Here is a 23943-nt window from a genome sequence, read left to right on the forward strand (position 1 = left end):
GACTCGGTCTACCGATCGTTGCGTTTCGGCAAGAAGCTGACTCCGCGGATTCAGATGGAGATGACGGCTGCAGTCCCGCTGGTTCGGTCGACAGACGACAAAAGCGGCCGTGAAAATGACGCTTGTCAGTGCCGACCCCGCCGCGCCGTAGCGGCGTCGACCGAGAGGCGCACCTCGTCTTCGGTGACGCTGGCGATCCAGGCTGCCGGGATGTGCAGGTGCTCGCCACCGAAGAGCCCAGGGTCGACGGCCAGGCTGACGATCTCGCCGTCCTCGTTGAGGTGCACGTGCTCGACCTTGCCGAGCCGCGTGCCGTCGCTCGCGACGACCACCGTCCCACGGTCGATCCGGACCGCTTCCGGCGGGAGGTTGCTCGCTGTTTCGACCGGTTCGGCCACCGGCGGTGGTGAACTCGGCAAGGTGCCACCGGTCGGATCGAAGGGCGCGATCCGCGGTTCGGGGATCGTCGGGCCGCTGGTCGGTACACCCCAGACGAACGGCACGGTGCCGAGCCCGCCTCCGCTCGGCCAGACGTAGGGAACCGTTGCGGCTTCTTCGGCGGTGAGACGGACGAACTCGGCCTCGACGAACTGCGGGAGCTCGTCAGCCTGCTCGGCGTCGAGGGAGAGCCAGACCGTCCCGTCCGGTGCGACGGCTTCGATCAAGGCCCGATCGACGATCCGGTCCTCGGTCAGGAGGAATCCGCGGTGGACGATGATCGCTTGTACCTCCCGCGTTTCTGGATCGAGGACGAGCTGGTCGACCGTGCCGATCCGCTTCCCGTCACGGCTCATCACCGGGCGGCCGAGTTCGATATGCATCGCGACTCCTCCCTCGAGCTCATCGGATGTTCTCGTCCTTGAGAGGATAACCGGTGCAAGACACGACGAAAAGAGCGAGCGGCGGACGCGTCGGACGCTGACAGGCGCTATACTGGGGCGAGCGAGGGTGCGCATGCGGAGGCTCGAGACGATCCTCGAAGCGATGCACGAGCGAGGCTGGCGGGTGACCGGACCGCGCCGGGTGATCGTGGAATGTATCCTGACGCAGCGCGAGCCGTTCTCGGCGGAGGAAATCTACCGGACGCTGCGGCGCCGGCAGCCGACCATCGGGCGCGCGACGGTTTTCCGTACCCTCGACCTCTTGGCCGAGCTCGGCGTCGTCGAGCGAGTCCACCATCCCTCCGGTGTGCATCGCTACGTGGTCAGCGGCGACGGGCACCGGCATCACGTGGTCTGTATCCGCTGCGGTGCGGTGGCCGAGTTCGCGGGCTGCAACCTAGAGCCGCTGTTGACCCATGTCGCCGACCAGACGCGCTTCCGGATTCTCGACCACTGGCTCGAGCTGAGTGGCCTCTGCCAGACCTGCCAACGAGACGCGCGCGCTGCCTCCTGATGCGTTCCCTGGCTGCGGACTGGCACTCCGCACGGGGGTCTTGTGCGTGTAATTGATACGCTGTATCATGTGCTGCGTGGCGTGCGTCGGCCTGCCTTGCCGGTGAGACGACGTATCATGAGGGTGGAGGGTAGATGATGCCGGTTCGTCGACTGCTCCTGGTGGGGTTCCTCGTCGGTGCGCTCGCGGCCTGTCGCGGCGCGGGGATGCCGACTGCATCACCGGAAAGCTCGGTCGCGCCGGCTGGCACGCCGGCTCCGTCGAGTGCGCGGCGTGTCGTCGTGGTCGCGAGCCTCCCGATCTTCGCTACCATGGTCGAAGCAGTCGGTGGTGACCTGGTCGAGGTGAGTGCTGTGCTGCCACCAGGGACTGACCCGCATACCTACCAACCGACTCCACGCGATGTGGCCAAGCTCGCGGAAGCTGATCTCGTCGTCTACAATGGCGGTGAGCTGGATCCCTGGATGGAACGGCAGCTGGAAGCGGTCGGGAGTCGTGCGCGGGTGGTCGTCCTGTCGGAGGGGTTGGAACCCCCGCCTGGTGTGGTCGAGGAAGAGGAGCACGTCGGCGAAGCGCCGACCGCGGAGCACGAGCACGGTGTGAATCCGCACTTCTGGCTGGACCCGGATTTCGGCATCGTGTACGTCCAGCGGATCGCCGATGGGCTCGCGCAGGTCGATCCGGCGCACGCGGTGACGTACCGTGCCAATGCCGAGCGCTACACGAGCGAGATCCGTACCTTCGACGCCTGGGCCAAGGAGCAGATCGCGACGATCCCACCGGAGCGCCGCAAGCTGGTGACATTTCACGACGCATTTCCCCACTTCGCCGCACACTATGGCTTGGAGCTGGTCGGTGTGGTCGTCCTGAGTCCGGGGCGCGAGCCTTCCCCGCAGGAGATCGCCCAGCTCGTGGAGCGGATCCGTCGGGAGGGGGTACCGGCCATCTTCGTCGAGCCGCAGTTCAATCCCAAGCTGGCACAGACGATCGCACGGGAGGCGGGGGTCCGCGTCCTCGAGCTGTACAGCGATGCGGCGCCACCGGGGATGGACTATGTGGGGTTGATGCGCCAGAACGTGACCAACGTGGTCGAAGGGTTGCGTGGATGATGGGTGGAACGGTCACGCTGGACGCGGCAGCGCGGGTGACCACGACGCCGGTGATTCACGTGGAGAACCTCACTACCGGATACCGGCGCGGCGAGCCGGTCCTGCGCGACGTCACGTTTCAGGTGGAGCGTGGTGCGCTGGTGGGCGTACTCGGCCCGAACGGGAGCGGGAAATCGACACTCTTCCGTTCGCTGCTCGGTCTCCTGCCGCCCTGGCAGGGGCGCGTCTTGATCGATGGCCGACCGGCCCGGCCGAACCCAGACGTCGCCTACATCCCGCAACGCGAGACGATCGACTGGGACTTCCCCGTCACGGTACTCGACGTGACGCTGATGGGCCGGTATCCGCGCCTGGGGTTCTTGCGTTGGCCTGGAAAGCTCGATCGGGAGCTGGCACTGTGGGCGCTCGAACAGGTGGGGATGGTCGATTTCCGTGACCGGCTGATCGCCGAGCTTTCCGGTGGTCAGCGCCAGCGTGTCTTCCTGGCTCGCGCGCTGGCTCAAGAGCCCGACCTGTTTTTGCTCGACGAACCGGTGAGCGGGGTCGATGCACCGACGCAGCACTTCGTGTTCGAGCTCCTGGAGCGGCTCTGCCGGCAGGGGAAGACGGCACTGGTCGCGACTCACGACCTCTCGTGCGTGGCGCAGCGATTCGACCGGGTGCTCCTCCTCAATCGGGAGGTGATCGCGTACGGACCACCGCAGGAGGTGTTCACCGAAACGCTCCTCAACCGGACGTTCCAGTCGCACCTCTTGCTCCTGCGCTACGGAGACCGGGTGATCGTGGTCGAGAGCGAGGACGGGGATGAGCGGAGTTGTTGATCTCCTGCTCGAGCCGCTGCGCTACGGCTTCCTGCTCCGCGCGTTGGTAGCAGCACTCCTGGTCGGCGCGATCTGTGCGCTAGTCGGGAGCTACGTGGTCCTCAAAGGTCTCGCCTTCATCGGCGATGCGCTGGCTCATGTGGCCTTCACCGGTATCGTCGTCGCCTTTCTGGCTGGGTTCAGCTTCTACGTCGGGGCGCTGGCAGCAGCGGTCGCAGCCGGGCTCGGCATCGGTTGGGTGACGCGGCGGATCGGACTGAGTACCGATACGGCGATCGGGATCGTCTTCAGTGGGGTATTCGCCCTGGGCGTCGTCCTCATGGCGATCGGTATCCGCACCTACACGGTCGACCTCTTCAGCTATGTCTTCGGCGACATCCTGGCGGTGCGGGCGCGCGATCTGTGGATGATCGGGACAGCAGGGGCGTTGGTGCTCACCGTCATGGTCGTGTTTTATAAGGAACTCCTGTTCGCCCACTTCGATCCGGTCGTGGCTGAGGCGGCGGGGCTGCCGGTGGGCGCCCTGCAACTGCTCCTCTTGCTGCTGCTCTCGATCACTGTCGTCGTCTCCGTGCAAGCGGTCGGTGTGGTGCTGGTACTGGCGATGCTCGTGACGCCCGCTGCGACGGCTGCACTGGTCGCGCGGCGCATGCCGAGCATGATGACGCTGGCGGTGCTGTTCGGTGCTGTCGCGGCGCTGGTGGGGTTCTACCTGAGCTACTACCTGAGCGTTCCCTCCGGCGGTGCGATCGTCCTGGTCGCGACCATGCTCTTCCTCCTGGTCGCAGCGATGGTGCGCGGGCGCGGTGCCTGGCGGCGGTTGATGGCCGCGCGGAGCTGAATGGGGCGGCCGGTCATGCCGAAAAGAGGGTGCGTAGCGTACTCAGTGATACCTCGTATCGATATCGCATGGTCGACGGTTGTCGGAGGTACCGGAACAGGTTGACGAGCTGTTGCGGCGACGTGGGCGCTCACCGACGCTTCGCGCGAGCGGTGATTCGGTGAGCCTTCGAGGCAGTGCGGTCGAGGAAGGAGGGGAAGCAGCATGCGAGTCGCCTATGTCTTCGCGACGCCACGAGCGGCGAGCTACAAACTCGGTCAGATGATCCTGCCCCAGTTGGAGGCGGGAACGCACGGTGTCGAGGTGGTCGGGATGTTCTTCTTCGATGACAACGTCTTCGTCCTCCGTCGTGGGGATCCGATCGGCGAGCGACTGGCGCGGGTAGCCAAGGAGCGCGGCATCGTGCTCATGATGTGCGACATGTGCGCGCTGGAGCGACACCTGGCGGAGGGACAGCCACGCTGGTGCGACCCGGTGACGGGCCAGGGCCGGGCCGAGCCGGCCGACTGCCGGCCGGTCGATACGGTCGAGGGGGTGCAGGTCGGTTGCTTTCCCGATCTCTCTGCGGCACTGGCGCAGCATCCGCCGGATCAGGTGATCACGCTGTGAGAGTGCCGGGGCGCACTCCTCGCTGTCGTGCGCTTCCTTGCGAAAACGTCTGTGCTCGTGTGCTACAACCGCGAGCGCTGCTGTTCGAACCGGTAGACACCGGCCAGCACAGCGAGGGTGGCCACGACGTGCATGAGGATGAGGAGAAAACGGGTTCCGGGACGCTCGGTGGCAGCGAACGGTGGGACGAGGAGAACGACAAAGACGAGCGCTGCCAGAATGAGAAAGAGCAGGAAAGGGCGTTGTGTCCGGCGTCGTAGGAAGCTGTAGAAAGCCGTCCCGACCAGGATCGGCACCACAGTCAGGACGACTACTTGGGGGAGCCCTACCTCGCTTTCCGTCTGGCCCGGCGGCTGGACGCGCAGCGAGACACCCACCGCACGAGCGATGAGCCAGAGGAACGCGTTGATGATGGCTGCGATGACTGCAGCGAGCACACCGGAGCGCCAGATGAGCATACCTCGACCCCTTCGCTCTCCCACTTCACAGTGGCTACCGTACCTGTAGACATGCCCGAAGCTCCTTCGATATACAGAGTATCTCATGGTACACCGGGTGTCTGCGATGTCTACGGGAATACGGATCTCGATTCAGTATTCTGTTGAGTGTCGTGAGCAAAAGAGAGGCATCCGATCGCCGTCTCGTCGGTCCTTGCACCGATGAGCAGGGTGGGCCTTCGTGGTTCGGGAATACCGGGCGGCTGCAGCTCCGTACGGTGCGTCGTCTGGGGCTCGGGGCGTGCGGTGGCTTCGCTCAGCGCGGCCGCTCGATCGGGTGTTGCGAGAGGTCATTCCAGCTGAGAAGTGCACCGTTGAGCGCTGCCTCGCGGCTCCGGGCAGCGTCCACTGACGAAAAGGCAGCGATCCCGTAGCCCATCGGCGAGCGGAGCGCCGGGCTGACCAGATACCAGGCACGTTCAGCGTTCAACCAGGCTTCGGTCTCGTAATCGTGGACCCACACCGCGACCCACTGGGGCGGCTGCTTCTCCCGGTAGCGCAAGAGGCAGCCGATGTCGTCGAACAAGACAGCGTCTCCTTTGGCTGCTGCGGCAGCCGCGGCGAAGCGAGGGTCGGAAATGATCATCCCGCACTCGGCACAGGTATCTCGCCCGTAGCGGATGTCGGGCGGGGTGAGCTCGCCCCGCTTTCGACAGGCAGCTGCTGCGAGATGGGCGAGCGCGAGAGCGAGAAACGCGCGGCGGGTCATCGCAGCACCTCCCGGCGGAGCATCATGTAGGCCGCGACCGCGCTCGCGATGATCCAGGCGAACAGGACACCGGACAGAACGAGCAGCAGGGTGCCGCCGAGCCGCTCGTCAGCATAGAGTCCGGCCGGGCCGAGCAGCTCCAGCGAACCAGCCAGCGAGCGAAGCGCAGCGATACGGTACGCCTCGACGGGGTTCGCGAGCGCGAGAGCCAGCAACCAGCTCGGTGGTAGGCGAACAGCCAGCGCCGTGCCCATCAGCCCGAGGTCACCGAGAAAAACCATGACGAGCCACAGGCTGAGTGCCAGGCTGACAGCAGTGCTCGTCCGGGCACAGTGGCTGGAGAGGAACAGTCCCAGCGTGAGGGAGGCCCAGGCGAGCAGGACCGTCAGCCCGGCAAGGAGGAGGTAAGCGAATGGATCAGTTGCACCGACCAGCAAGAGGAGCACTGCACTTGCACCGAAGCCGATCATGACTGCTGCTGCCAGTGCGCCACCGAGCCCGATCGCTTTCGCTGCGAAGTAGGTGCCGGTCCCGATCGGCTGCGTGAGCCAGAATTCGAGCGCGCCCCGCTCGCGGTCCCCCGCCAGTGCCAGACCACCGAGGGTGAGCCCCATCAGGGGAACCAGGAGAAGCATGACGTTGACGAGGCTTGCTGCGGTGCGGCCGAAACCGCTCACTGGACTGGCCGCACCGGTGAGATAGACGAGCAGCGAGAGTGCCGTGCTCAGGAGGAGTAACGCCGCAGCGTCGGCGAGTAACCAGCGGTTGCGGAGCGCATCGCGCAGTTCCTTGCGTGTGAGTACGGTGAGCGTGTTACCACCCATCGGACTCCTCCAGATGGAAATCCTGTACGGCGATACCGACTCGTGCGAGGACGAAGAACGGTTCGCCCTTGCGGCTCGCTGGGACGACGAGGCGCAACTGCTGGCCATCCCGGTACACGGTGAATCCGTGCGCAGTGAGGAGGTGCCAGGCGGGCTGCAGGGTGTCCGGTTCCAGATTGAGTACGAGCAGGACCTGCCCGTCCTGCTGCAGCCGCCGGGTCACTGGTACCTCAGCGACCACGCGACCGGCCTCGATGCGCAACACCCGCGTCGCCAGTCGCCAGATGTCGTCCGGCCGGTGCGAGGCGAACACGATCGTGCGTCCGCTGTCGCGCAGTTGCTCGAGGATGGTCAGGAGGTCTTCCCGTGCTGCGGTGTCCAGATTGGCTGTCGGCTCGTCGAGTAAGAGCAACGGCGGGTCACCGATCGTCGCCAAGGCGAGCGCGAGACGCTGTTGCATGCCGCCGGAGAGCGTCCGCACCGGTTGCCACCAGACCTGCTGGAGGCCGAAGCGCTCGAGCCGCTGCCAAGCCTGTTCAAGAGGCTCACCGCGGAGTTGGGCGATGGTCAGCACGAGTTCGCTGACCGAGAGATCGAGAAGCGGTAGCTGCTGCGGGACGTAACCGATACGCGCTCGCACTGCCGGTCCCTCGCGCAACGGCGAGCGCCCGAAGACGTTCACCACGCCCTCGAACGTCGTCCGTCCGAGGAGGCAGCGGAGGATCGTCGTCTTCCCAGCACCGTTCGGCCCCCAAAGGGCGATGGCTTCACCGGGGAACACGCTGAAGCTCACCCGGTCCAGCACGACCCGGTCAGCGAAGCGCTTGGTGAGATCGTGTACGTCGATGATCGGCGCTGCTCCGGCGAGCTCACCACTCGCGACGGTCGTCGAGATCGCGGTCTGCTTATCGATCGTCGATACCGGCATCCCTGTGCGCATGCGGGTATGCGTCGCTGCAACTGCCGCCGGCCACGGTCGGCGCAGCCCGAGGGCGAAGAAGAGGAGGAGCACAGTGACGACGCTGAGTGGGAGGAGCGCCCCTGATCGGCTTGGTGACCCCGCCTGCCACGGTACCGGTGGCCAGTCCATCGGCTGTACGAGCGGAGCGGGATCGGCGAACCGGGGTGGTGGTTGGAAGACAGGGACCGTGCGGACGGCGAGGTCGAGCGCGGTCATCGCCAGGCTGAACCGGAAGAACGCGAGGAGTGGCTCGCGGTCGGTGAGCACGCTGGACAGTGCCCGGCTGGTGTAGGGAAGATCGCCGATGCCGTCGCGATCGGTATCGTATCCGACGTAGTCGCTCCAGAAGTTGCCGCGTCCGTTTTCCGCCCAAGCGATCTGCGCAAGGGTGCCACCACCTTGGGGAGCCGCTTGTTCGAGGTTCTCGAGGAAGACGTTGGCAGTGATGAGGTTGCGTCGTGTCGCTGGCGTCACCAGAAGCCCGATGTCGTTGTAGGCGATCCAGTTCCCGCTGATCCGATTCGACGTGTTGTCGGAGAGCGGTGAGTTGTCGAGGTAGAGACCGACACGGTTGTGCAGCATCAGGTTCCCCTCGATGGTCGCGCCGTCGGTCTCTTTGAGTGCCAGACCGTAGCCAGAGGGTCCGCGGTTGTGGAGGAAGGCATTGTAGCGGACGGTCTGACGTGCGCCGTACATGAAGTAGATTCCGACCGAGTTGTCGCGCAGGATGTTCCGTTCCACTGTGCTCTCGTTCGAGTACATAACGTGTACCCCGTACCGGCCGCGTTCGATGCGATTGCCCTGCACGAGCGTGCCGTCGGAGTACCAGACGAGGACGTCGCGACTGTCCTGGACGTGATTCTCGAGGACGCGAGCTCGCGGGCTGTACCACAGCTTGATGCCGTCACCGCGCTGCGGTTCGGGCAGTGGCTTGCCGATGACCAGGTTGTCCTGGACGAGACCATCCGGTGCATCGAGGAGCTGAATACCGAAAAGACTATCGAGCACGTGATTGCCGACGATCGCCACACGCGGTGCCTGGACGAGGATGCCGCTATCCTCATGGTCGTGGCTCGTGCCGCTCCCGCGGATGACGAACCCTTGGAGGTGAACATCCGGCGCGGTGATACGGACGACCGTACCGGTTCCCTTGCCATCGATGACCGGCCAGTCTTCGCCGATCAGGGTCAATGGTCGGTCGAGGACGATCGGCCCGAGGTAGTTCCCGCCACGTACCCGGATCGTCGAACCGGGCGGTATGGTCGCGATCGTGGCCGAAAGGTCGTGCAGCGGGCAGGTGGGACAGACGACGAGTTCATCAGCCCGAGCGTCCGGTGTCGTCGAGCGGCTGAACACTGCGGTCAGCACCAACACGGCCGCGAGGACGAGCCGGCGCATCGTGTCACCCCCGTTGCACTGGCCCGCGCAGGCGAGCGAAGACACCGACGATCGTGCTCAGTGCAGCGAGCACAGCGAGGTAGAGGCCACTGCCGAAGCGGGTCTCGACGACGAACTGACCGACGCGGCCGGTACCCAGCACCGGTGGCGTGAACGGTTTGATCGCGCTGGAGAGTGCGGCGTGCGGGTCGAGATGGTGGCCGAAGTACCACAGCCAGTACTGCAAGTCGGCGATGAAGATGAGCGGGAACACGACGACCAGCAGGGAGAGCCAGGCCGTCCAGCGGCGTCGCACGACGGCAGCCAGCAGCGCCAGCGCTGCCAGGGCAGCGACACCGTAGGGTGCGATGGCCCGCTCGAAGGTGGCGGCCTCTTCGAGCTTCATCATGCCGATGTAGTGGTTGAGCCCGTTGACCTCCTGGACGTCACCGGCGAGCTTCGTGAGGTAGATCCACACCCGTAGCCCGCCGGGATACTGCGGCGCCAGGAGCGTCATGTGCCAATACGGGAGTGCCAGCGAGGCGGCGAGCGCGACAGCTGCCACGAGGAACGGCACTCGATCGTCGATGCGGGAGATCGCGGTGACGAGTGCCTGGCGGATTCCGGTTCGGGGTATGACCTGCGTCGTCGAAACGGTCATCGTCTGCGATCCTTTCGTCATCCAAAGAGCGCTTTCGACCGAGTGACCTAGGCTGGGGAGCAGCTGCTCCCCAGCCTAGGCGTTGCGGGGTCAGGTCGGCTTCACCAGGAAGTAGCCCATCATCTCGAGGTGCAGAGCCGAGCAGAACTCGGTGCAGTAGAAGGGGAAGGTACCCGGCATGTCAGCGACGAAGCGGATCGTCTGCGTCTCGCCCGGCTCGAGGCTCAGGTTGATGTTGTAGCCGCCGAGCGCGAAGCCGTGCGTCGCGTCCTTGGCCCGCTCGATATTGGTGAGGTGCCAGATCACCTCGTCGCCCTGCTCGACTTCGATGAGGTCGGGCCGGATCTGGCTGCGCAGGAGCACGCCCCAGATCTCGACCGTCTTGCCGCGCCGCTCGATCCGCTCGTCACCGACCTTGAGGACGGCGTTGGGATCGACGCTCTGGGTATGCGGGTTCCAGCCGACCTCTGGATAGATCTCCCAGGCCTTGATCCGCTCCCGCTTGATGATCTGGGCGTAGTGCGGCTCGCCGATCCCGATCGGGCAGTCGTAGAGGACGCGCATCGGCTGATCGGGCGCGATCGAGATGAGCTGGGCGTTCTGCGGCAGGAGCGGGCCGATGCTGGCGTAGCGGTCGACCGACCACTTGTTGTGCGCGACGAGGAAGCGGCCAGCCGGCTTAGCGGTATCGCCCTCGGCTGCAGCGAGGTGCCCGATGTTGTACTGGACAGGCAACTTCTCGACCAGCTTCCAGCCGTCCTCCCGGTACGGCTTCCCGAGTGCCCACTTGGCGACGGCACTGTCCAGGAACAAGCTCGTATAGGCGTAACCCTGATCGTCGAACTGGGTGTGGAGCGGGCCGAGGCCGAGTTCGACCTGGGCTTCGAGGCACTGCTCGAAGGGAAGCACCGGGATGCCGTACTCGTCAGTGTCCCACTTGCCGGCCTGAATCGCCTGCTGGATCTTGGCGAAGCTGTAGACCGTCACGTGCGGGTCGAGCTTCCCTGCCACGACGATATAGTCCCCACCTGGCGTCACGTCCACACCGTGCGGGCTCTTCGGCTCCGGAATCAGGAAGAGGACGCCTTCCTTGGCGGCGACGTCCATGCGGATCACCTTGAAGCCGTTGATCTCCTCGTACTTCCCGGCTGCGACGAGTTCTTCGGCCTTCTTCCAGTTGACGACATGGAGATAGTCCATATCGCGCTGCGAGGCGGCGATCTCCATGGCCGGTCGGCCTTCGCGGATGCCGGGGAACGCCAGCTCGGTGTTGATCGAGTTCCAGAAGGCCCAGCCGTGCGACGGCCCCTTCCCGGCATCGGCGAGGTCGTGCCAATAGGGCGGTGTCTCGATCGCGAACGACTGCTCGGGGACGATACGACCCTTCGCGCGGTCGAACTTCCAGAATGTCAGCACACCGCGATACTTTTCCTTGTATTCCGTGATCGGCGCGTACACGCCACCGAGCGGTACCGAATACTGGTCGGCTTCCAGCACGTACTCGGTGTTGGGTGTCACGAAGCAGCCACCGTGCTCGTTGACGAGCAGCGGGTTCTTGACGATCTGCTTCGTCTCGAAGTCGCGCAGGTCGACGACGGCGATGCGCCCATTCGCTTTGTCGTTGATGAAGAGGAACTGCCCGTCGTACTCGCCGTTGGTCTCGCTCAGGGCCGGGTGGTGCGTATCGCCCCAGAGGATCGGCTTGCCGTGGAAATAGCCGCCTTCCAGCACCTCGTTGGTGGAGCCACCGTAGCCGTAGCCCTGCCAGGGTTCGGGGGCGAAGACGGCGATCACCTTGAGCAGGCGCATCGAGGGCAAGCCGTGCACCAGAACCTGCCCACCGTGGCCGGTCGAGGAGAACATGAGGTACTCGTCGTACTTCCCCGAGGGCACGTAGGTCATGAGCGCGGCCGTCACGTCCTCCGGGGTCAGCTGTCGCTGCTTGATGATCTCATCGGCTGTCGCTCCGAGTTTCGGTGCCTCCTGGCCCCGCTGGAGCAGATTGCAGCTGGCCAGCAAGGCACCGGCCGAAACCCCGGCTGCTGCACCGAGAAGGCCGCGGCGGCTCACCTTGCGCTGGGCGATCGGTGGTCGGTTGCTCTGCTCGCTCATCGTCCGTCCCTCCTCGTCCAAGCCCGCCACTCCCATTCGCTGCTTCCAGTGTCGTCGTGTTCCGGATAGACGAACACACCCGGCCGGGTAGTCCGTGCCTATCTGGCGGGATGGTTTTCTGGCCTATCCGTTCGGGTAGGGGCGATCGGGTCGGAGGCAACCGAAGATACCAGGCAAACTGGAGAGGAGGAGCGGAGGGAGCGATGCCGAGCGCACTCGATGTCTTGGCCCAGGAGGTCGTTGCTTGCCAGCGCTGCCCCCGGTTGGTGGCCTATCGCGAGGCGATCGCACGCCACAAGCGCCGTGCCTACCGCGACGAGGAGTACTGGGGGCGGCCGGTGCCTGGCTTCGGCGATCCGCAGGCGCGTCTCGTTGTGATCGGCCTCGCGCCGGCAGCGCACGGTGGCAACCGCACCGGGCGGATGTTCACCGGCGACAGCTCGGGGGACTGGCTCTACCGCGCGCTCTATCGCGCTGGGTTCGCCAGCCAGCCGGTCAGCCGTTCCCGCGACGACGGGCTGGAACTCCGCGATGCCTACGTCACTGCCGCGTGCCGCTGTGCGCCACCGGACAACCGTCCGACGCGCCAGGAGCTCGCTGCCTGCCAGCCGTATCTCGTGCGGGAGCTGCAACTCCTCGAGCGCGCACGCGTGCTCGTCTGCCTCGGCCAGATCGCGTTCGCGGCGGCACTGGCCGCGCTGCGGAACCTGGGTGCCGGAGCACCGGTACCGGTCGACGAGACTGCGACCAGGCCGCCGCGTTTCCGGCACGGTGCGGTCTACCGCTGGGAGACGGTGCCAGCGCGCGAGCATGGTTTCTGGCTCGTCGCCAGCTACCACCCGAGCCGCCGCAATACGCAGACCGGGCTCCTCAGCGAAGCCATGTTCGATGCGGTCTTCGCGCGAGCGCGGGAACTCCTCGGTGATGACGGTCGTCAGTCCAGTTGAACGAGTTGCGGTGCGACCGCCTCGCCCCACTGGTCAGCCAGGCCGATACCGAGCGACTCGGCGACCGCGTCGGTGCGGCTGTCGATCGCTCGGCCGAAGAGGTACGGTGCCACCGTTCCGCTCACGCCGTGCTTCCGGAGTGCCTGGCGGATCTTCTCACGCTGCAACCGGCCGGCGAACTCGACGACATCACGGGGTGGAGGCGGCCCTTCGCCTCGACGAGGAGCCAGCGTGCCCCGTGCTCGGGATGCTCGAGCTGCACGATGACGTCGAACTCGCCGTTCAGCGCGACGAAGCGCGGGCGCGTGATGACCCGCCAACCGGCTGCCGTATGGAGGGCGATGAGTCCTCGAGCAGCCTCTGCTCCTGCTTCCGTACTGAGGAGCAGCACGAGTTCGTCGAATGCCCGGTCATGCTCCGGCGACTCGCGCACCAGCTGTTCGACCGCCTCGCTCAGTCGCTGGACGACTTGCCGGAGTTCGGCGATCGCCTGCTCGGCCTGCCGGAACGCTTCGATACTCGCTGCCACTGCGAGCACCTCCGTCGCACTGCTTCAGTATACCGGGGTCGCCGTGGAACGAGAAATCGATCGTCGCGCGGTCGGAGGCGCCAGACCGACACGCGCACGAGACGCGCGACGGGCGGCCGGCGGTCTGGTGGGCGCACCGGCCGCCCGCCGCCAGGATCGTTCTCCGAGCCGTTACCGTGCGACCGGCGGGAGATCGGCCAGCGCGGCCTGGACGGCCTCCTCGGGATACTCGTAGTCCTCGAGCTTCCCTGCTAGGTACGCCTCGTAGGCGGCGAGGTCGAAGTGTCCGTGCCCGCTCAAGCCGATCAGGATCGCCTTCTCCTCGCCGGTCTCGGCGCAGCGCCGTGCCTCGTCGATCGCTGCCCGCACGGCGTGGGCCGACTCCGGTGCCGGGACGATCCCCTCGGCCCGTGCGAAGAGCACCGCCCCTTCGAACACCTTGGTCTGCGGGAGCGCGATCGCCTCGATCAGCCCCTGCTCGTAGAGGTGACTGACCAGCGGTGCCATCCCGTGGTAGCGCAGCCCACCGGCGTGGATGCTGGCGGGAATGAAGGTGTGGCCGAGCGTGTGCATCTTGAGGAGCGGCGTCGTGCGCGCCGTGTCGCCGAAGTCGTAGGTGTAGACGCCCCGCGTCAGCGAGGGGCAGGCCGTCGGTTCGACCGCGACGATGCGCACGTCCTTGCCCTGGAGCTTGTCGCGGACGAACGGGAAGGTGAGCCCGGCGAAGTTCGAGCCGCCCCCGACACAGCCGAAGATGACGTCGGGATAGTCACCGGCCAGCTCGAACTGCCGCTGGGCTTCCAGGCCGATCACCGTCTGGTGCAGCAGCACGTGGTTGAGCACGCTGCCCAGCGAGTACTTGGTGTCGGCCCGCGAGGCGGCGTCCTCGACCGCTTCCGAGATGGCGATACCCAGGCTGCCCGGATGGTTCGGGTCCTGCTCGTAGAAGCGGCGACCGGACGCGGTATCCGGGCTGGGGCTCGGCACGCACTGGGCGCCCCAGGTCTCCATCAGGATCCGCCGGTACGGCTTTTGGAGGTAACTGGCCCGCACCATGTACACCTTGAGTTCGAGGTCGAAGAAGGCACAGGCCATCGCCAGCGAGCTTCCCCACTGCCCTGCTCCGGTCTCGGTGGTGAGGCGCTTCACCCCGGCCTGCTTGTTGTAGTAGGCCTGAGCGACCGCGGTATTCGGCTTGTGGCTGCCCGCTGGGCTCACGCCCTCGTACTTGTAGTAGATGCGCGCTGGTGTACCGAGCACCCGCTCGAGCCGCCGCGCCCGGAACAGCGGCGTGGGACGCCAGAGCCGGTAGACGTCGAGCACCGGCCCGGGAATCTCCACCCACCGCTCCTGCGTGACCTCCTGGAGGATCAGCTCCATCGGGAACAGCGGCTCGAGGTCGCCCGGCCCGACCGGCTCACCGGTCGCGGGATGGATGGGTGGCGGGGGCGCACTCGACAAGTCGGCAGTCAGGTTGTACCAGTGGGTCGGAAGGTCGGCCTCGGTCAGCACGAACTTCACGGTTTCTCCAGCAGTCACGCTCGTCCTCCGCTCCGTGTCGGTTCCGTTCGTCGCTGCAGGGATTGTAAAGGAACGGCTGGAGAGCGCAAGCCGGAGCGCTCACCCAGCCAGGTCGCCCCAGGCGTGCCTGCTGCTCCCGCGCACCACGCTGGTCTCGCGCGCCCGATCGCGGCCGGAGTGCCCGTCCGCAGCACCTGCGCTTCGTGCCGTCGCCTCCGGTATCCCAGCACCGCCACGCGTACCACGCGCTCGGTGTCCCCGTCGCTGGTCGCCGTGCGGGCTCGGGTCGCCCCACCGCTCAGTGCCGGTGCGCCGAGAGCGGGACGTCGTCGAGCGGCAAGAGGCAGCTGCGCAGCCCTTCGGGCGACTCGAGCGAGCAGCCGCGGAAGGCTTCCGGCAGGGCCACCGGCTGTTCGGGCTGCAACGTGACGTGCAGGATACCGAAGCGGTCGCGGAGCACTCGAGCCAGATCGAGCAGCACGTCCGGCCAGGCCCGCGTCTCGTCCACCTCGACATGCCCGCTCAGCGCGACGAAGCCGCTCGTCACCGTCCAGACGTGCAGGTCGTGGACGCCGACGACACCGGGGACGCCCAGCATGGCGTGGCGCACCGCCTCCGGGTCGATGTGAGCCGGGGTGGCTTCGAGCAACACCTCGACCGAGTCCCACAGCACGTGCCAGGCGGAGCGGAGCACCAGGAGGCCGATGGCAGCCGAGAGGATCGGGTCGACCGGTGTCCAGCCGGTGAACCAGATCACCAATCCTGCCGCGATCGCGGCGACCGAACCGAGCAGGTCACCCACGACGTGCAGGAAGGCGCTGCGCAGGTTGACGTCGTGGCGGTGCAGGGCGCCCCGCGTGAGTACCCAGGCCGAGGCGCCATTGGCAGCGAGTCCGGCGACGGCGACCGCCAGCATCAGCGGGGCGTCGACCGGACGCGGCGCGAGGAGCCGCTGGAACGCTTCCCAGAAGATGCCTGCGCAGACCAGGACGAGGAAGGCAGCGTTGGCCAGTGCGGCCAGGACTTCCGCCCGGTAGAACCCATAGGAACGGGCTGGTGTCGCTGGACGGCGCGCCAGCCAGCTGGCGAAGAGGGCCAGCCCGAGCGCGGCCGCATCGGTCGCCATGTGCGCAGCGTCGGCCAGGAGCGCGAGCGAACCGGCGAGCCAACCGCCGATCGCCTCGGCCAGCATGAAGGTGAGCGTGATCGCGAGCGCCCAGGCGAGTGCCCGCTGCTTGTACTCGGCACGCAAGCTGGCCGGTGCGTGCGTGTGCTCATGCTCGTGCATGGGCCGTCCGCTCTCCCGCAGGCACGCCAGCGAGGTCGGCGAGCCGCTCGGCGAAGAGTTCGGCCAGGTGCACGGCTCGCTGCGGGTTCCCGTGAGCATGTAACCCGCCGCGGATCTGCATGAGGCAGCCAGGATTGTCGGCGACGATCACCGGTGCACCCGTTTCGCTGGCTGTCCGCAGCTTGCGCTCCAGAATCGCAGCCGAGAGGTGCGGGTAGTCGAGGCTGAACGTCCCACCGAACCCGCAGCAGAAGCTGGATTCCTGCATCTCGGCGATCGTGCAACCCAGCACCTCGGTGAGCAGGCGGCGCGGTTGCTCGCGCAGGCCGAGCGCGTTGGCCGACTGGCAGCTGTCGTGGTAGGTCACGGTCGGGCCGGGCCGTGTCCAGTCCTGTGGGCCGAGGCGCGCGACCCGATCGAGGAAGGTGACGAGGTCGACCAGGCGCTCGGCGACCCGGGCGGCTCGCTCCTGCCAGGCCGGCTCGTTCCGGAAGAGGTGCTGGTAGTCCTGGGCGATCGCCGCGTAGCAGCTCGTCGAGGGAGTCACGATCCAGTCGGCTTCGACCCGCTCGAGCACTGCGATCGTCTGCCGGGCCAGTTCCAAGGCGTGCGGCCGGTCACCGGCGTTGCTGGCGACCAGCCCGCAGCAGTGCTGCTCCAGCGGGAAGACGACGCGGCAGCCGCAGGCTTCCAGGACACGCACGGTCGCCTCACCCATCTCGGGGAGCAGGCGATCGATGAGACAACCCGGGAAGAAGGCGACCGTCTTCCCAGCGACCTGGCTCCCGGCCAGGAGCGGCTCGGGTGCTGGCCGGTCGAGCGCGGCGGGCAGCGCGAGGTGACGCAGGCGGTCGCGCAGCGGACGGCGGGCCGGTGCCACGAGGTGCCGCTCGCTGGTCGCGCCATCGACGAACGGCAACGAGCGGAGGAAACCGTCCCGGTCGGCCAGGGGAGCAGCGGCCAGTGCAGCCAGCCGTGCCCAGCGGTCGCCACTGCGGGGGTCGCTCCAGCGCTCGAGTGCCGCGCGCTTGAGGAACGGGAGCCCCAGCTTCTCGGCGACACGGGCGCGCACGTCCAGGATGAGCCGCGGGATCGGAATCGCGACCGGGCAGACGGTCTCGCAGGCATTGCAGGACACGCACAGGCTCTGCGGGTCAGCGACTGCCTCCAGACCGTGGTGGATCGCGGTCAGCGGCAGGCCGATCGGGCCGGTGTAGATAGAGCCGAACAGGTGCCCGCTCACGACCTGGTACGGTGGACAGACGTTGGAGCAGGCACCGCAGCGGATACAGTAGAGCGCGTCGATCAGCTCGGGATCCTCGCGCGCTGCCAGCCGGCCGTTGTCGAGCAGGACGATATGCTGCTCGCGCGGGCCGTGCGCGCCGCGGACGAGCTGGATCTCGATATCGGCCGTCCGCGTCGGCCCGGTGAGGAACAGCACGCGCACCGTCATCTTCTGTCCAGCCCCGGCGCGTGGCAAAGCGCGCACGAGCGGCGGGATATCGTCGAGCGAGGGGACGATCTTGTCGATCCCGACGATCGCCACGTGGATCGGCGGGAGCGTCGCGACCAGTTCGGCGTTGCCCTCGTTGGTCACGATGACCAGCGTGCCCGTCTCGGCGATCGCGGCGTTGGCTCCGGTGATCCCGACGTCGGCCTCGATGAAAGCGCGTCGCAGTTCCTGTCGTGCGACCTCGACCAGTTGCGGCGGGTCGGGCGGGACGGGACGCCCGAGCACGCGGGAAAAGAGTTCCGCGATCTGCTCGCGCGACTTGTGGATGGCCGGGCCGATCAGGTGCGAGGGACGCTCCCCGGCCAGCTGGACGATCCACTCGCCGAGGTCGGTCTCCACGACGCGCGCACCGGCATGCTCGAGCGCTTCGTTGAGCTGGATCTCCTCGGTCGCCATCGATTTCGACTTCACGACCAGCCGGGCACCGCGCTGCTGGACGAGGTCAGCGACGTACCGGCGGGCGTCCTCGGCCGTCCGGGCGAGGTAGACGGTCGCGCCGACCGCTTCCGCCTCGCGCCGGAACTGCTCGACGAGTTCGGGGAGACGCGCGATGGCCGCCTCCTTGCGACGGCGCAAGTCGCTGCGCAGGGCCGCGAAGTCGAGCCCAGCGAACGCCTCGGCGCGCCGCTGGCGGTAGCGCGTGAGCGTCCGCTCGAGTGCTTCGCGCTGCGCGTGGTTGGCGAGTGCCGCCTCGAGTGCCCGCTGGAAAGCCTCGCTCCGCGCCGGCATCGTCCGCTCCTCTCTCCCCCGAACCCGTCCGCTCGCCTGTCAAGTGTAACGCTGTTTCGGACAGCGGGGAGCACGGAATCCAGCGTCGGGCTATCCCTGTCGGGAGCAGGCTGCGTGACCGAGCCTGTCCGCGAGAGCCGGGAACCGAACTCGATCCCCGTGCCTGTCGGCGCGGCGGGGCGAGGCACGCCTCGCCCCTACACCGAATTGTGGGCGACGCACGTGTCGCCCCTACCGGAGAAATGCGGTGGGGGGTGCTGCGAACGCGGCGGGGGTGAGGGGTGTCGTGCCGACACGCAACAACGACGGTCGCCAGCCGGTCGTTCACCGGCACCCTGCCGACCACTGCCCCCGGTAGGGGTCAGGCGTGCCTGACCCGTCCGGCCCGCCAGGGCCGGGAACGGACCACGTACCCGCGCCTGTCGGCGCGGGTGGGCGCGGCACGCCGCGCCCCTACAGGGTTCGGCTGGTACCCGACGGTCGCCTGTGCATCGTGTACCTGCACCGCGCACACCACCGTCACCCCTGTAGGGGTCAGGCGTGCCTGACCCGGCCGGCCCGTAGGGCCGGGAACGGACCACGTACCCGCGCCTCCGGCGCGGGTGGGCGCGGCACGCCGCGCCCCTACAGGGTTCGGCTGGTACCCGACGGTCGCCCGTGTATCGCGTACCTGCACCGCGCACACCACCGTCGTCCCCTGTAGGGGTCAGGCGTGCGTGACCCGGCCGGCCCGTAGGGCCGGGAACCGGTGCTGGAGCGCGCCACGGGCTCGGTTGCGCGGAAAACGCGTGGTCTCCCCCTTCGTTGGAGCGCGCTACACTTCTTACGATGTCGTCTTGGAGTCAGGAACGGAGCACCTGCGTGCGCGTCGCCGAGCTCCTGGAACTCCCGGTTCTCCATGGGTCGCGTGTCGTCGCCGGAGCGCGCGGTCTCGATGCGCGCATCCGCTGGGTGCACGTGGTCGACCTGCCTGACCCGCTTCCCTGGATCGACCGCGGGATGCTGATGCTGAGTACCGGCATCGCCTGGCCGCGCCGCGACGAGGAGCTGGCCGAGCTGGTGCGCCGGCTCGCCGAGCATGGGGTCGCGGCGCTCGGGCTCGCTGTGCCGCACTACTTCTCTCGCTTTCCCGATGCGATGCGGGTGGCGGCCGACGAGGTCGGACTCCCGTTGATCGAAATCCCGTGGGAGATCCCGTTCGTCCGGATCACCGAGACGGTGCACCAGGCCATCCTGCGCGAGCAGTGGCAAGAACTCGAGCGTGCCGAGCAACTGCACCGGGAACTCATGCGGGCAGCTGCACGCACGCGCAGCTTGGACCGGCTGGTGCGTACGCTCGGCGAACTCCTCGGCCGCTCGATCACGGTCGAGGAGCCCGACGGTACGCTGCTCGCCTACTACCAGCGTGGCCCCTACGAGGACGCTGCCCGCCAGGCGACGATCGAATCGGGGCGAGCCCCCGACTGGCTCCAGGAGGGGCTCGCTGCACGCGGCTACCTGCCGCCCCAGGGGACGCAACCGTACCGTGTCCCGTCCATTCCCGAGCTGGGCTTGCGCGAGCGCGTGGTCTGCCCGATCTGGCTGCACGGTGAACTGGTCGGCCTGGTCTGGATCATCGAGGGAGACGAGCCGCTGAGCGGACTCGATCTGCGGGCAGCCGAGCATGCCGCGCTCGTCTTCGCGCTCCTCTTCGCCCAGCAGCGTGAGCTGGCGCAACTGGAAGCCCGGCTCGGCTACGCGTTCCTGACCACGTTGCTCGAGGGTCGCTTCAGTGGCTCGCCGCAGGAACTGGAGCGGGCACGCGCTCTCGGGTACGATCCAGCACGCGGCTACCGCGTCGCCGTGATCGCGCTGGGCGAACCGCCGCTGACCGTCGAGTCGTTCCAGCGGCGCGAGCAGGTGGCACTGCGGGTGCGCCGGACGCTCCGCCAGCTCGGCAGCGCACCGCTGGTTGCGACGCTGCACGACCAGGTCATCGCGCTGGTGGAACGAGACGAACACCTGGCGGCGCTCTGGCACGAACTCGCACCGTGCGGACTCACGGCCGTCGCCGGGCGCGCCTACGCCGGGCCGGAAGGAGTGCGCCGGAGCTACAGCGAGGCCCGTACGCTCCTGGAGTACGTCGATCGGCCGGGGCTCTACCGCTACGAGGACCTCGTGCTCGAGCGGGTCCTCGCTGGCGACAGCGAGGCGCGCCAGGCGTTCGTCGCGCTCTGGCTGGGTCCGCTCGAGCAGGCCCGGCACGGCGACCGGCTCATCGAGACGCTGCTCGGCTGGGTGCGGGCGCGCTTTTCGGTCAACGCGGTGGCCGAGCAACTGGCCGTGCACCCCAACACCGTGCGCTATCGGCTCGAGCAGGCCGGCGCGCTGCTCGGGCGCGACCTCACTGACCCCGACACCCAGTTCGAGTTGCAGCTCCTGGTGCGTCTGCTCGCCCCGGAAGCCAGGGCCGGGGCCGCGCTCACAACGGCGGACGGATCGGGACAGCCGACCGGTACGGCCGGTGCACAGCAGCGCGTACCGCACTGAACGCCGAGCGCTCCTCTGCCGAGATATCATTCTGTAGGGCAGGATGGTCTCGTCTGTCTCGGGAGGGGACATGCGCAGGCGCTGGTGGCTCTGGACGGCGATCGGACTGGTGGTCGCTTGGTACGCGTATGGGCATCTCGTCAACGGACTGGCGGAACGTGCGCAGGGCGGCGCCAGATCCACGCGCGGCACGTCGATCACGTCCTCCGGGTGGTCGACGTCGGCTGGTTGGGAGCAGTCGTCCGGCCGCGTGGGCTGGACCGAACCCGCGCAGGAGTCGCGTCCGGCCTGGCGGATCACGATCACGAACGGTCGGCCGTCCTCCTGTCTCGGTGAACTCGGACGCGACGACTGGGGACGATGGGTTTGTCGCGAGCGTCTCCCCTGGGGTGAGTCGGGGACGGAAATCTGCGACGGGCTGTTCGGATCGTGTCGACCAGCTGACCCTTGGGAGGCATCGATCGCGACATCGGGAGTCGATTGGTGCGATACTCCCTGGGGACCATCGAGCTGCGAGAAGGACGACCTGGGACCCGGAAGCGGGCCGTTGTTCAGCAGCGACGAGACGGACGACACCCGATGGCCCTGGCAGCGCCAGGACGAAGGCGAGCCGCGGTTCGGCTCCTCGGGGCCGTATCCGAGCGCTGATCCGTGGAAGCGCGACACGGGTGACGATGGGTGGTTCCCGCGCGCGCAGCCGCCGAGCCGCGAGGAGCAGCGTTCGCTGTTTCCCGTACCCGGTTCTGCTGGCGACGGCGGGTCCTCGAGCGGGCGTGACTGGCCGTAGGGCCAGCACGCCCTGTAACGGCGCCCCTCGTCCACCCGTCCTGTAGGGGCGAGGCGTGCCTCGCCCAGCCGCGCCGGAGGCGCGGGAGTCGACCGCCCAGGTCTTCGCACGCGGTCGAACACCCCTCACCCCCGCCTCGCTCCGCTCGGCACCCCCTCTCCCGCATCGCGCGGGAGAGGGGGCCGGGGGGTGAGGGGTGCTCCATCGCCTACCTCGGCTATCCACGCCGGGATGTGTGGGAACGTGGGCGGTTTCCCGGCCCTACCGGGTCGGACGGGTCACGCACGCGTGACCCCTACGCGGTGGTCGATGGGGGTCAGCGGGCCATGAGGGTGGGGACGTCGGTAGGACGATGGCCGGGTTTTCCGTCGGGGCGAGGCGTGCCTCGCCCAGCCGCACCGCCAGGTACGGCACGGTGACCACGGTTGCCGGTCCTACCGGGCCGGAAGGGTCAGGCACACCTGACCCGAAGGGGCACGCACGCGTGACCCCTACAGGGTGCAGCGGCGGGGCTCTGCGGCGACCGTGACCGACGAGCGATCCCCGTCGGTGCATCGTCCACCCGTCCTGTAGGGGCGAGGCGTGCCTCGCCCGGCTGCGCCGGAGGCGCGACACGGTGGCGATACTTGCCGGCACTGTCGTGCCAGCGGGCCGGGTACGCCTGACCCCTCCACGACGTTCCATCCCTCACGCCAGCCACTGCTGCGGCACAACGTGGGCAGCTCTCACCCCTCGCGGATGTGCTTGGCCAGCTCGCGCTGGCGCTGGAAGACGAACCGGACGATCGCGTCCTCGGTCCGCCGGTCGAGCCGCTCGAACTGGCAGCCGTGATCCCAGCGCGGTGGATCGGCTCGCTCCACCGGTACAACGCGACGCACCGCGGCGACGGCACCGACCGGTTGTGTCGTGCCGGGGAGCGCGAACCGGACAGCCAGGCGATCGCCGGGCCGGAGTTGCTGCGGCAGCCGGAGCCGGATCCCACCGGCACTGAGGTCGACGATCGTGCCGCGGAGCGGTTGCGGGTCACTGTCGGTGGAAAGCAGCAAGAGTTCCTCGGGCACCAGGGTCACCGAAACGCGACAGTGCTCGCGACGCTGCATCCGCTCCCAGGGGCCAGCCGGTGTCAGGACGAGCCGGGCCTGCGGCTCGAGGACCGTCGCCACGACCTCGCAGGGGACCACGTAGAGCGCGTCGTCGGGTACGGTGGTGCCGAGGTAGACGAGGTCACCGCGATGTACCGAAACGTAGGCTAGCTGGACCATCGGCCAGCCGACGACGACCCGCTGGCCGTCCGGGCTGAAGTCCTCGACCCGCGTGCGGTGCCAGGTGAGCCGGTCGTGGCGGTGCGGGACGCCCAGTTCGGCTGCTTGCCAGACGGTGAATCCCTTCGGCGGTTGCGTGACCGATCGTTGCACCACCGGACGCTTCCTCTCGGTCTGTCGAAAAGAATCGGTCGCCGGTCGCACTGGCTGAAGCCGTACTCAGTGTACCGCGCGAGCGAACCGGCGCAGTGGCTGGCGACTCCCACGTCTCTCAGGCATGGCCGAGCGCCACACCGGTTGCAAAGACCAACGAGCCACCGAGAATGACCTGGACGATCGACCGCACGAGCGACATCCGGAAGAAACGGAAGCGGATCCAGGCGATGGTGACCAGCTCGATACCGACGACCACATACGCCAGCACGAGTGCAGCCTGGACGTGCGGGATGAGGAACGGTAAGGAGTGCAGGATCCCACCGAGGAAGGTAGAAACAGCGGTGATGAGTCCACGCTGGACCGGCCCGCCGCGGCCGGTCAGTTCGCCGGTATCGGAGAGCGCTTCGGCGAATCCCATGCTGATGGCCGCACCGATCGAGGCGGAGAGCCCGACGAGGAACGCGACGCGGGACTCGTTCGTCGCGAAGGCGCTGGTGAAGATCGGCGCCAGGGTCGAGACCGAGCCGTCCATGAGGCCGAGGAGGAACGGTTGGACCACCTGCAGGACGAAACTGCGCTCGTCGAAGCGGTTGCGCAGGATCGGGAGCTGGCCCCACCACGGTCGCTCGCGTGTCATCGTCGCCTCCCTCCCGTTCACGTCCTCTGCCCGTGAAGCGAGAATGAGACTCATTCGCAACAACCGGAACAGCAGAGTACAGGAAGCGGTTCCGGGTCAAACACCCCGGCCGAGCGGTGCACGCTGGCG

General features: G+C 67.6%; 22 protein-coding genes. 8 read left to right on the forward strand and 14 right to left on the reverse strand.

Annotated features, from left to right (window positions below; genetic code table 11):
• Positions 1–125 precede the first annotated feature (125 nt).
• Complete coding sequence (locus tag OO015_RS11870) at positions 126–821, reverse strand: PRC-barrel domain-containing protein (protein WP_265941481.1); 696 nt, start codon at positions 819–821, stop codon at positions 126–128.
• 133 nt (positions 822–954) lie between these two features.
• Between OO015_RS11870 and OO015_RS11875 the strand changes: the two genes are divergently transcribed.
• The 5 genes from OO015_RS11875 to OO015_RS11895 all read left to right on the forward strand — a co-directional run bounded on the left by OO015_RS11875 (position 955) and on the right by OO015_RS11895 (position 4775).
• On the forward strand, positions 955–1395 hold the full coding sequence (locus tag OO015_RS11875) for a Fur family transcriptional regulator (protein WP_265941482.1): 441 nt from the start codon (positions 955–957) through the stop codon (positions 1393–1395).
• Positions 1396–1532: 137 nt separating this feature from the next.
• Positions 1533–2504, forward strand: coding sequence for a metal ABC transporter substrate-binding protein (locus OO015_RS11880; RefSeq protein ID WP_265941483.1), 972 nt, complete (start codon positions 1533–1535; stop codon positions 2502–2504).
• Positions 2504–3325: a metal ABC transporter ATP-binding protein gene (locus tag OO015_RS11885; RefSeq protein WP_416236605.1), complete on the forward strand. Its 822-nt coding sequence runs from the start codon at positions 2504–2506 to the stop codon at positions 3323–3325. Before OO015_RS11880 ends, OO015_RS11885 begins: the two co-directional genes overlap by 1 nt.
• The gene (locus OO015_RS11890) at positions 3309–4166 is read left to right on the forward strand and encodes a metal ABC transporter permease (protein ID WP_265941485.1); all 858 of its coding nucleotides are present in this window, start codon (positions 3309–3311) and stop codon (positions 4164–4166) included. The genes OO015_RS11885 and OO015_RS11890 overlap by 17 nt, the downstream gene beginning before the upstream one ends.
• 204 nt (positions 4167–4370) lie before the next feature.
• On the forward strand, positions 4371–4775 hold the full coding sequence (locus tag OO015_RS11895; protein WP_265941486.1) for a SaoD/DsrE family protein: 405 nt from the start codon (positions 4371–4373) through the stop codon (positions 4773–4775).
• A 62-nt stretch (positions 4776–4837) separates the two neighbouring features.
• Here OO015_RS11895 and OO015_RS11900 read toward each other — a convergent pair whose 3' ends face one another.
• The 6 genes from OO015_RS11900 to nosZ all read right to left on the reverse strand — a co-directional run bounded on the left by OO015_RS11900 (position 4838) and on the right by nosZ (position 11916).
• A complete protein-coding gene (locus tag OO015_RS11900; protein ID WP_265941487.1) occupies positions 4838–5233 on the reverse strand; it encodes a DUF6069 family protein in 396 nt (131 codons plus the stop codon).
• A gap of 295 nt (positions 5234–5528) precedes the next feature.
• Positions 5529–5981, reverse strand: coding sequence for a nitrous oxide reductase accessory protein NosL (locus OO015_RS11905; RefSeq protein WP_265941488.1), 453 nt, complete (start codon positions 5979–5981; stop codon positions 5529–5531).
• A complete protein-coding gene (locus OO015_RS11910; RefSeq protein ID WP_265941489.1) occupies positions 5978–6805 on the reverse strand; it encodes an ABC transporter permease in 828 nt (275 codons plus the stop codon). Before OO015_RS11910 ends, OO015_RS11905 begins: the two co-directional genes overlap by 4 nt.
• The gene (gene nosD, locus OO015_RS11915; RefSeq protein WP_265941490.1) at positions 6795–9164 is read right to left on the reverse strand and encodes a nitrous oxide reductase family maturation protein NosD; all 2370 of its coding nucleotides are present in this window, start codon (positions 9162–9164) and stop codon (positions 6795–6797) included. Before nosD ends, OO015_RS11910 begins: the two co-directional genes overlap by 11 nt.
• A gap of 4 nt (positions 9165–9168) precedes the next feature.
• Positions 9169–9804: a cytochrome C gene (locus tag OO015_RS11920; RefSeq protein ID WP_265941491.1), complete on the reverse strand. Its 636-nt coding sequence runs from the start codon at positions 9802–9804 to the stop codon at positions 9169–9171.
• Positions 9805–9894: 90 nt separating this feature from the next.
• The gene (nosZ, locus tag OO015_RS11925) at positions 9895–11916 is read right to left on the reverse strand and encodes a Sec-dependent nitrous-oxide reductase (RefSeq protein ID WP_265941492.1); all 2022 of its coding nucleotides are present in this window, start codon (positions 11914–11916) and stop codon (positions 9895–9897) included.
• 203 nt (positions 11917–12119) lie between these two features.
• Here nosZ and OO015_RS11930 point away from each other — a divergent pair, with 203 nt between their 5' ends.
• Entirely contained in the window at positions 12120–12863 is a 744-nt protein-coding gene (locus OO015_RS11930; protein ID WP_265941493.1) for a uracil-DNA glycosylase, read from the forward strand.
• Here OO015_RS11930 and OO015_RS11935 read toward each other — a convergent pair.
• The 5 genes from OO015_RS11935 to OO015_RS11955 form a co-directional block, all read right to left on the reverse strand.
• Positions 12851–12988: a hypothetical protein gene (locus tag OO015_RS11935; protein WP_265941494.1), complete on the reverse strand. Its 138-nt coding sequence runs from the start codon at positions 12986–12988 to the stop codon at positions 12851–12853. The genes OO015_RS11930 and OO015_RS11935 overlap by 13 nt on opposite strands.
• Positions 12985–13392, reverse strand: a complete 408-nt coding sequence (locus OO015_RS11940; protein WP_265941495.1) for a hypothetical protein — start codon at positions 13390–13392, stop codon at positions 12985–12987. Before OO015_RS11940 ends, OO015_RS11935 begins: the two co-directional genes overlap by 4 nt.
• Before the next feature lie 171 nt (positions 13393–13563).
• Positions 13564–14931 carry a TrpB-like pyridoxal phosphate-dependent enzyme gene (locus OO015_RS11945; RefSeq protein WP_265941496.1) on the reverse strand — a complete coding sequence of 456 codons (1368 nt, stop codon included), beginning with the start codon at positions 14929–14931 and terminating at the stop codon, positions 13564–13566.
• 280 nt (positions 14932–15211) lie between these two features.
• Positions 15212–16201 carry a cation diffusion facilitator family transporter gene (locus tag OO015_RS11950; RefSeq protein WP_265941497.1) on the reverse strand — a complete coding sequence of 330 codons (990 nt, stop codon included), beginning with the start codon at positions 16199–16201 and terminating at the stop codon, positions 15212–15214.
• Positions 16188–18443 carry an LUD domain-containing protein gene (locus OO015_RS11955; protein WP_265941498.1) on the reverse strand — a complete coding sequence of 752 codons (2256 nt, stop codon included), beginning with the start codon at positions 18441–18443 and terminating at the stop codon, positions 16188–16190. Before OO015_RS11955 ends, OO015_RS11950 begins: the two co-directional genes overlap by 14 nt.
• 861 nt (positions 18444–19304) lie before the next feature.
• Between OO015_RS11955 and OO015_RS11960 the strand changes: the two genes are divergently transcribed.
• Both OO015_RS11960 and OO015_RS11965 read left to right on the forward strand, forming a co-directional pair.
• Positions 19305–20972, forward strand: a complete 1668-nt coding sequence (locus tag OO015_RS11960) for a PucR family transcriptional regulator (RefSeq protein ID WP_265941499.1) — start codon at positions 19305–19307, stop codon at positions 20970–20972.
• Between the two features lie 70 nt (positions 20973–21042).
• Entirely contained in the window at positions 21043–21759 is a 717-nt protein-coding gene (locus tag OO015_RS11965) for a hypothetical protein (RefSeq protein WP_265941500.1), read from the forward strand.
• A 725-nt stretch (positions 21760–22484) separates the two neighbouring features.
• Here OO015_RS11965 and OO015_RS11970 read toward each other — a convergent pair.
• Positions 22485–23177 (reverse strand): flagellar brake protein, encoded by a 693-nt coding sequence (locus OO015_RS11970; RefSeq protein ID WP_265941501.1) that lies wholly within the window; start codon positions 23175–23177, stop codon positions 22485–22487.
• Positions 23178–23292: 115 nt separating this feature from the next.
• Positions 23293–23814, reverse strand: coding sequence for a VIT1/CCC1 transporter family protein (locus OO015_RS11975; protein ID WP_265941502.1), 522 nt, complete (start codon positions 23812–23814; stop codon positions 23293–23295).
• Positions 23815–23943 lie beyond the last annotated feature (129 nt).

It is taken from the genome of Thermomicrobium sp. 4228-Ro (assembly GCF_026241205.1).
Taxonomy (GTDB): domain Bacteria; phylum Chloroflexota; class Chloroflexia; order Thermomicrobiales; family Thermomicrobiaceae; genus Thermomicrobium.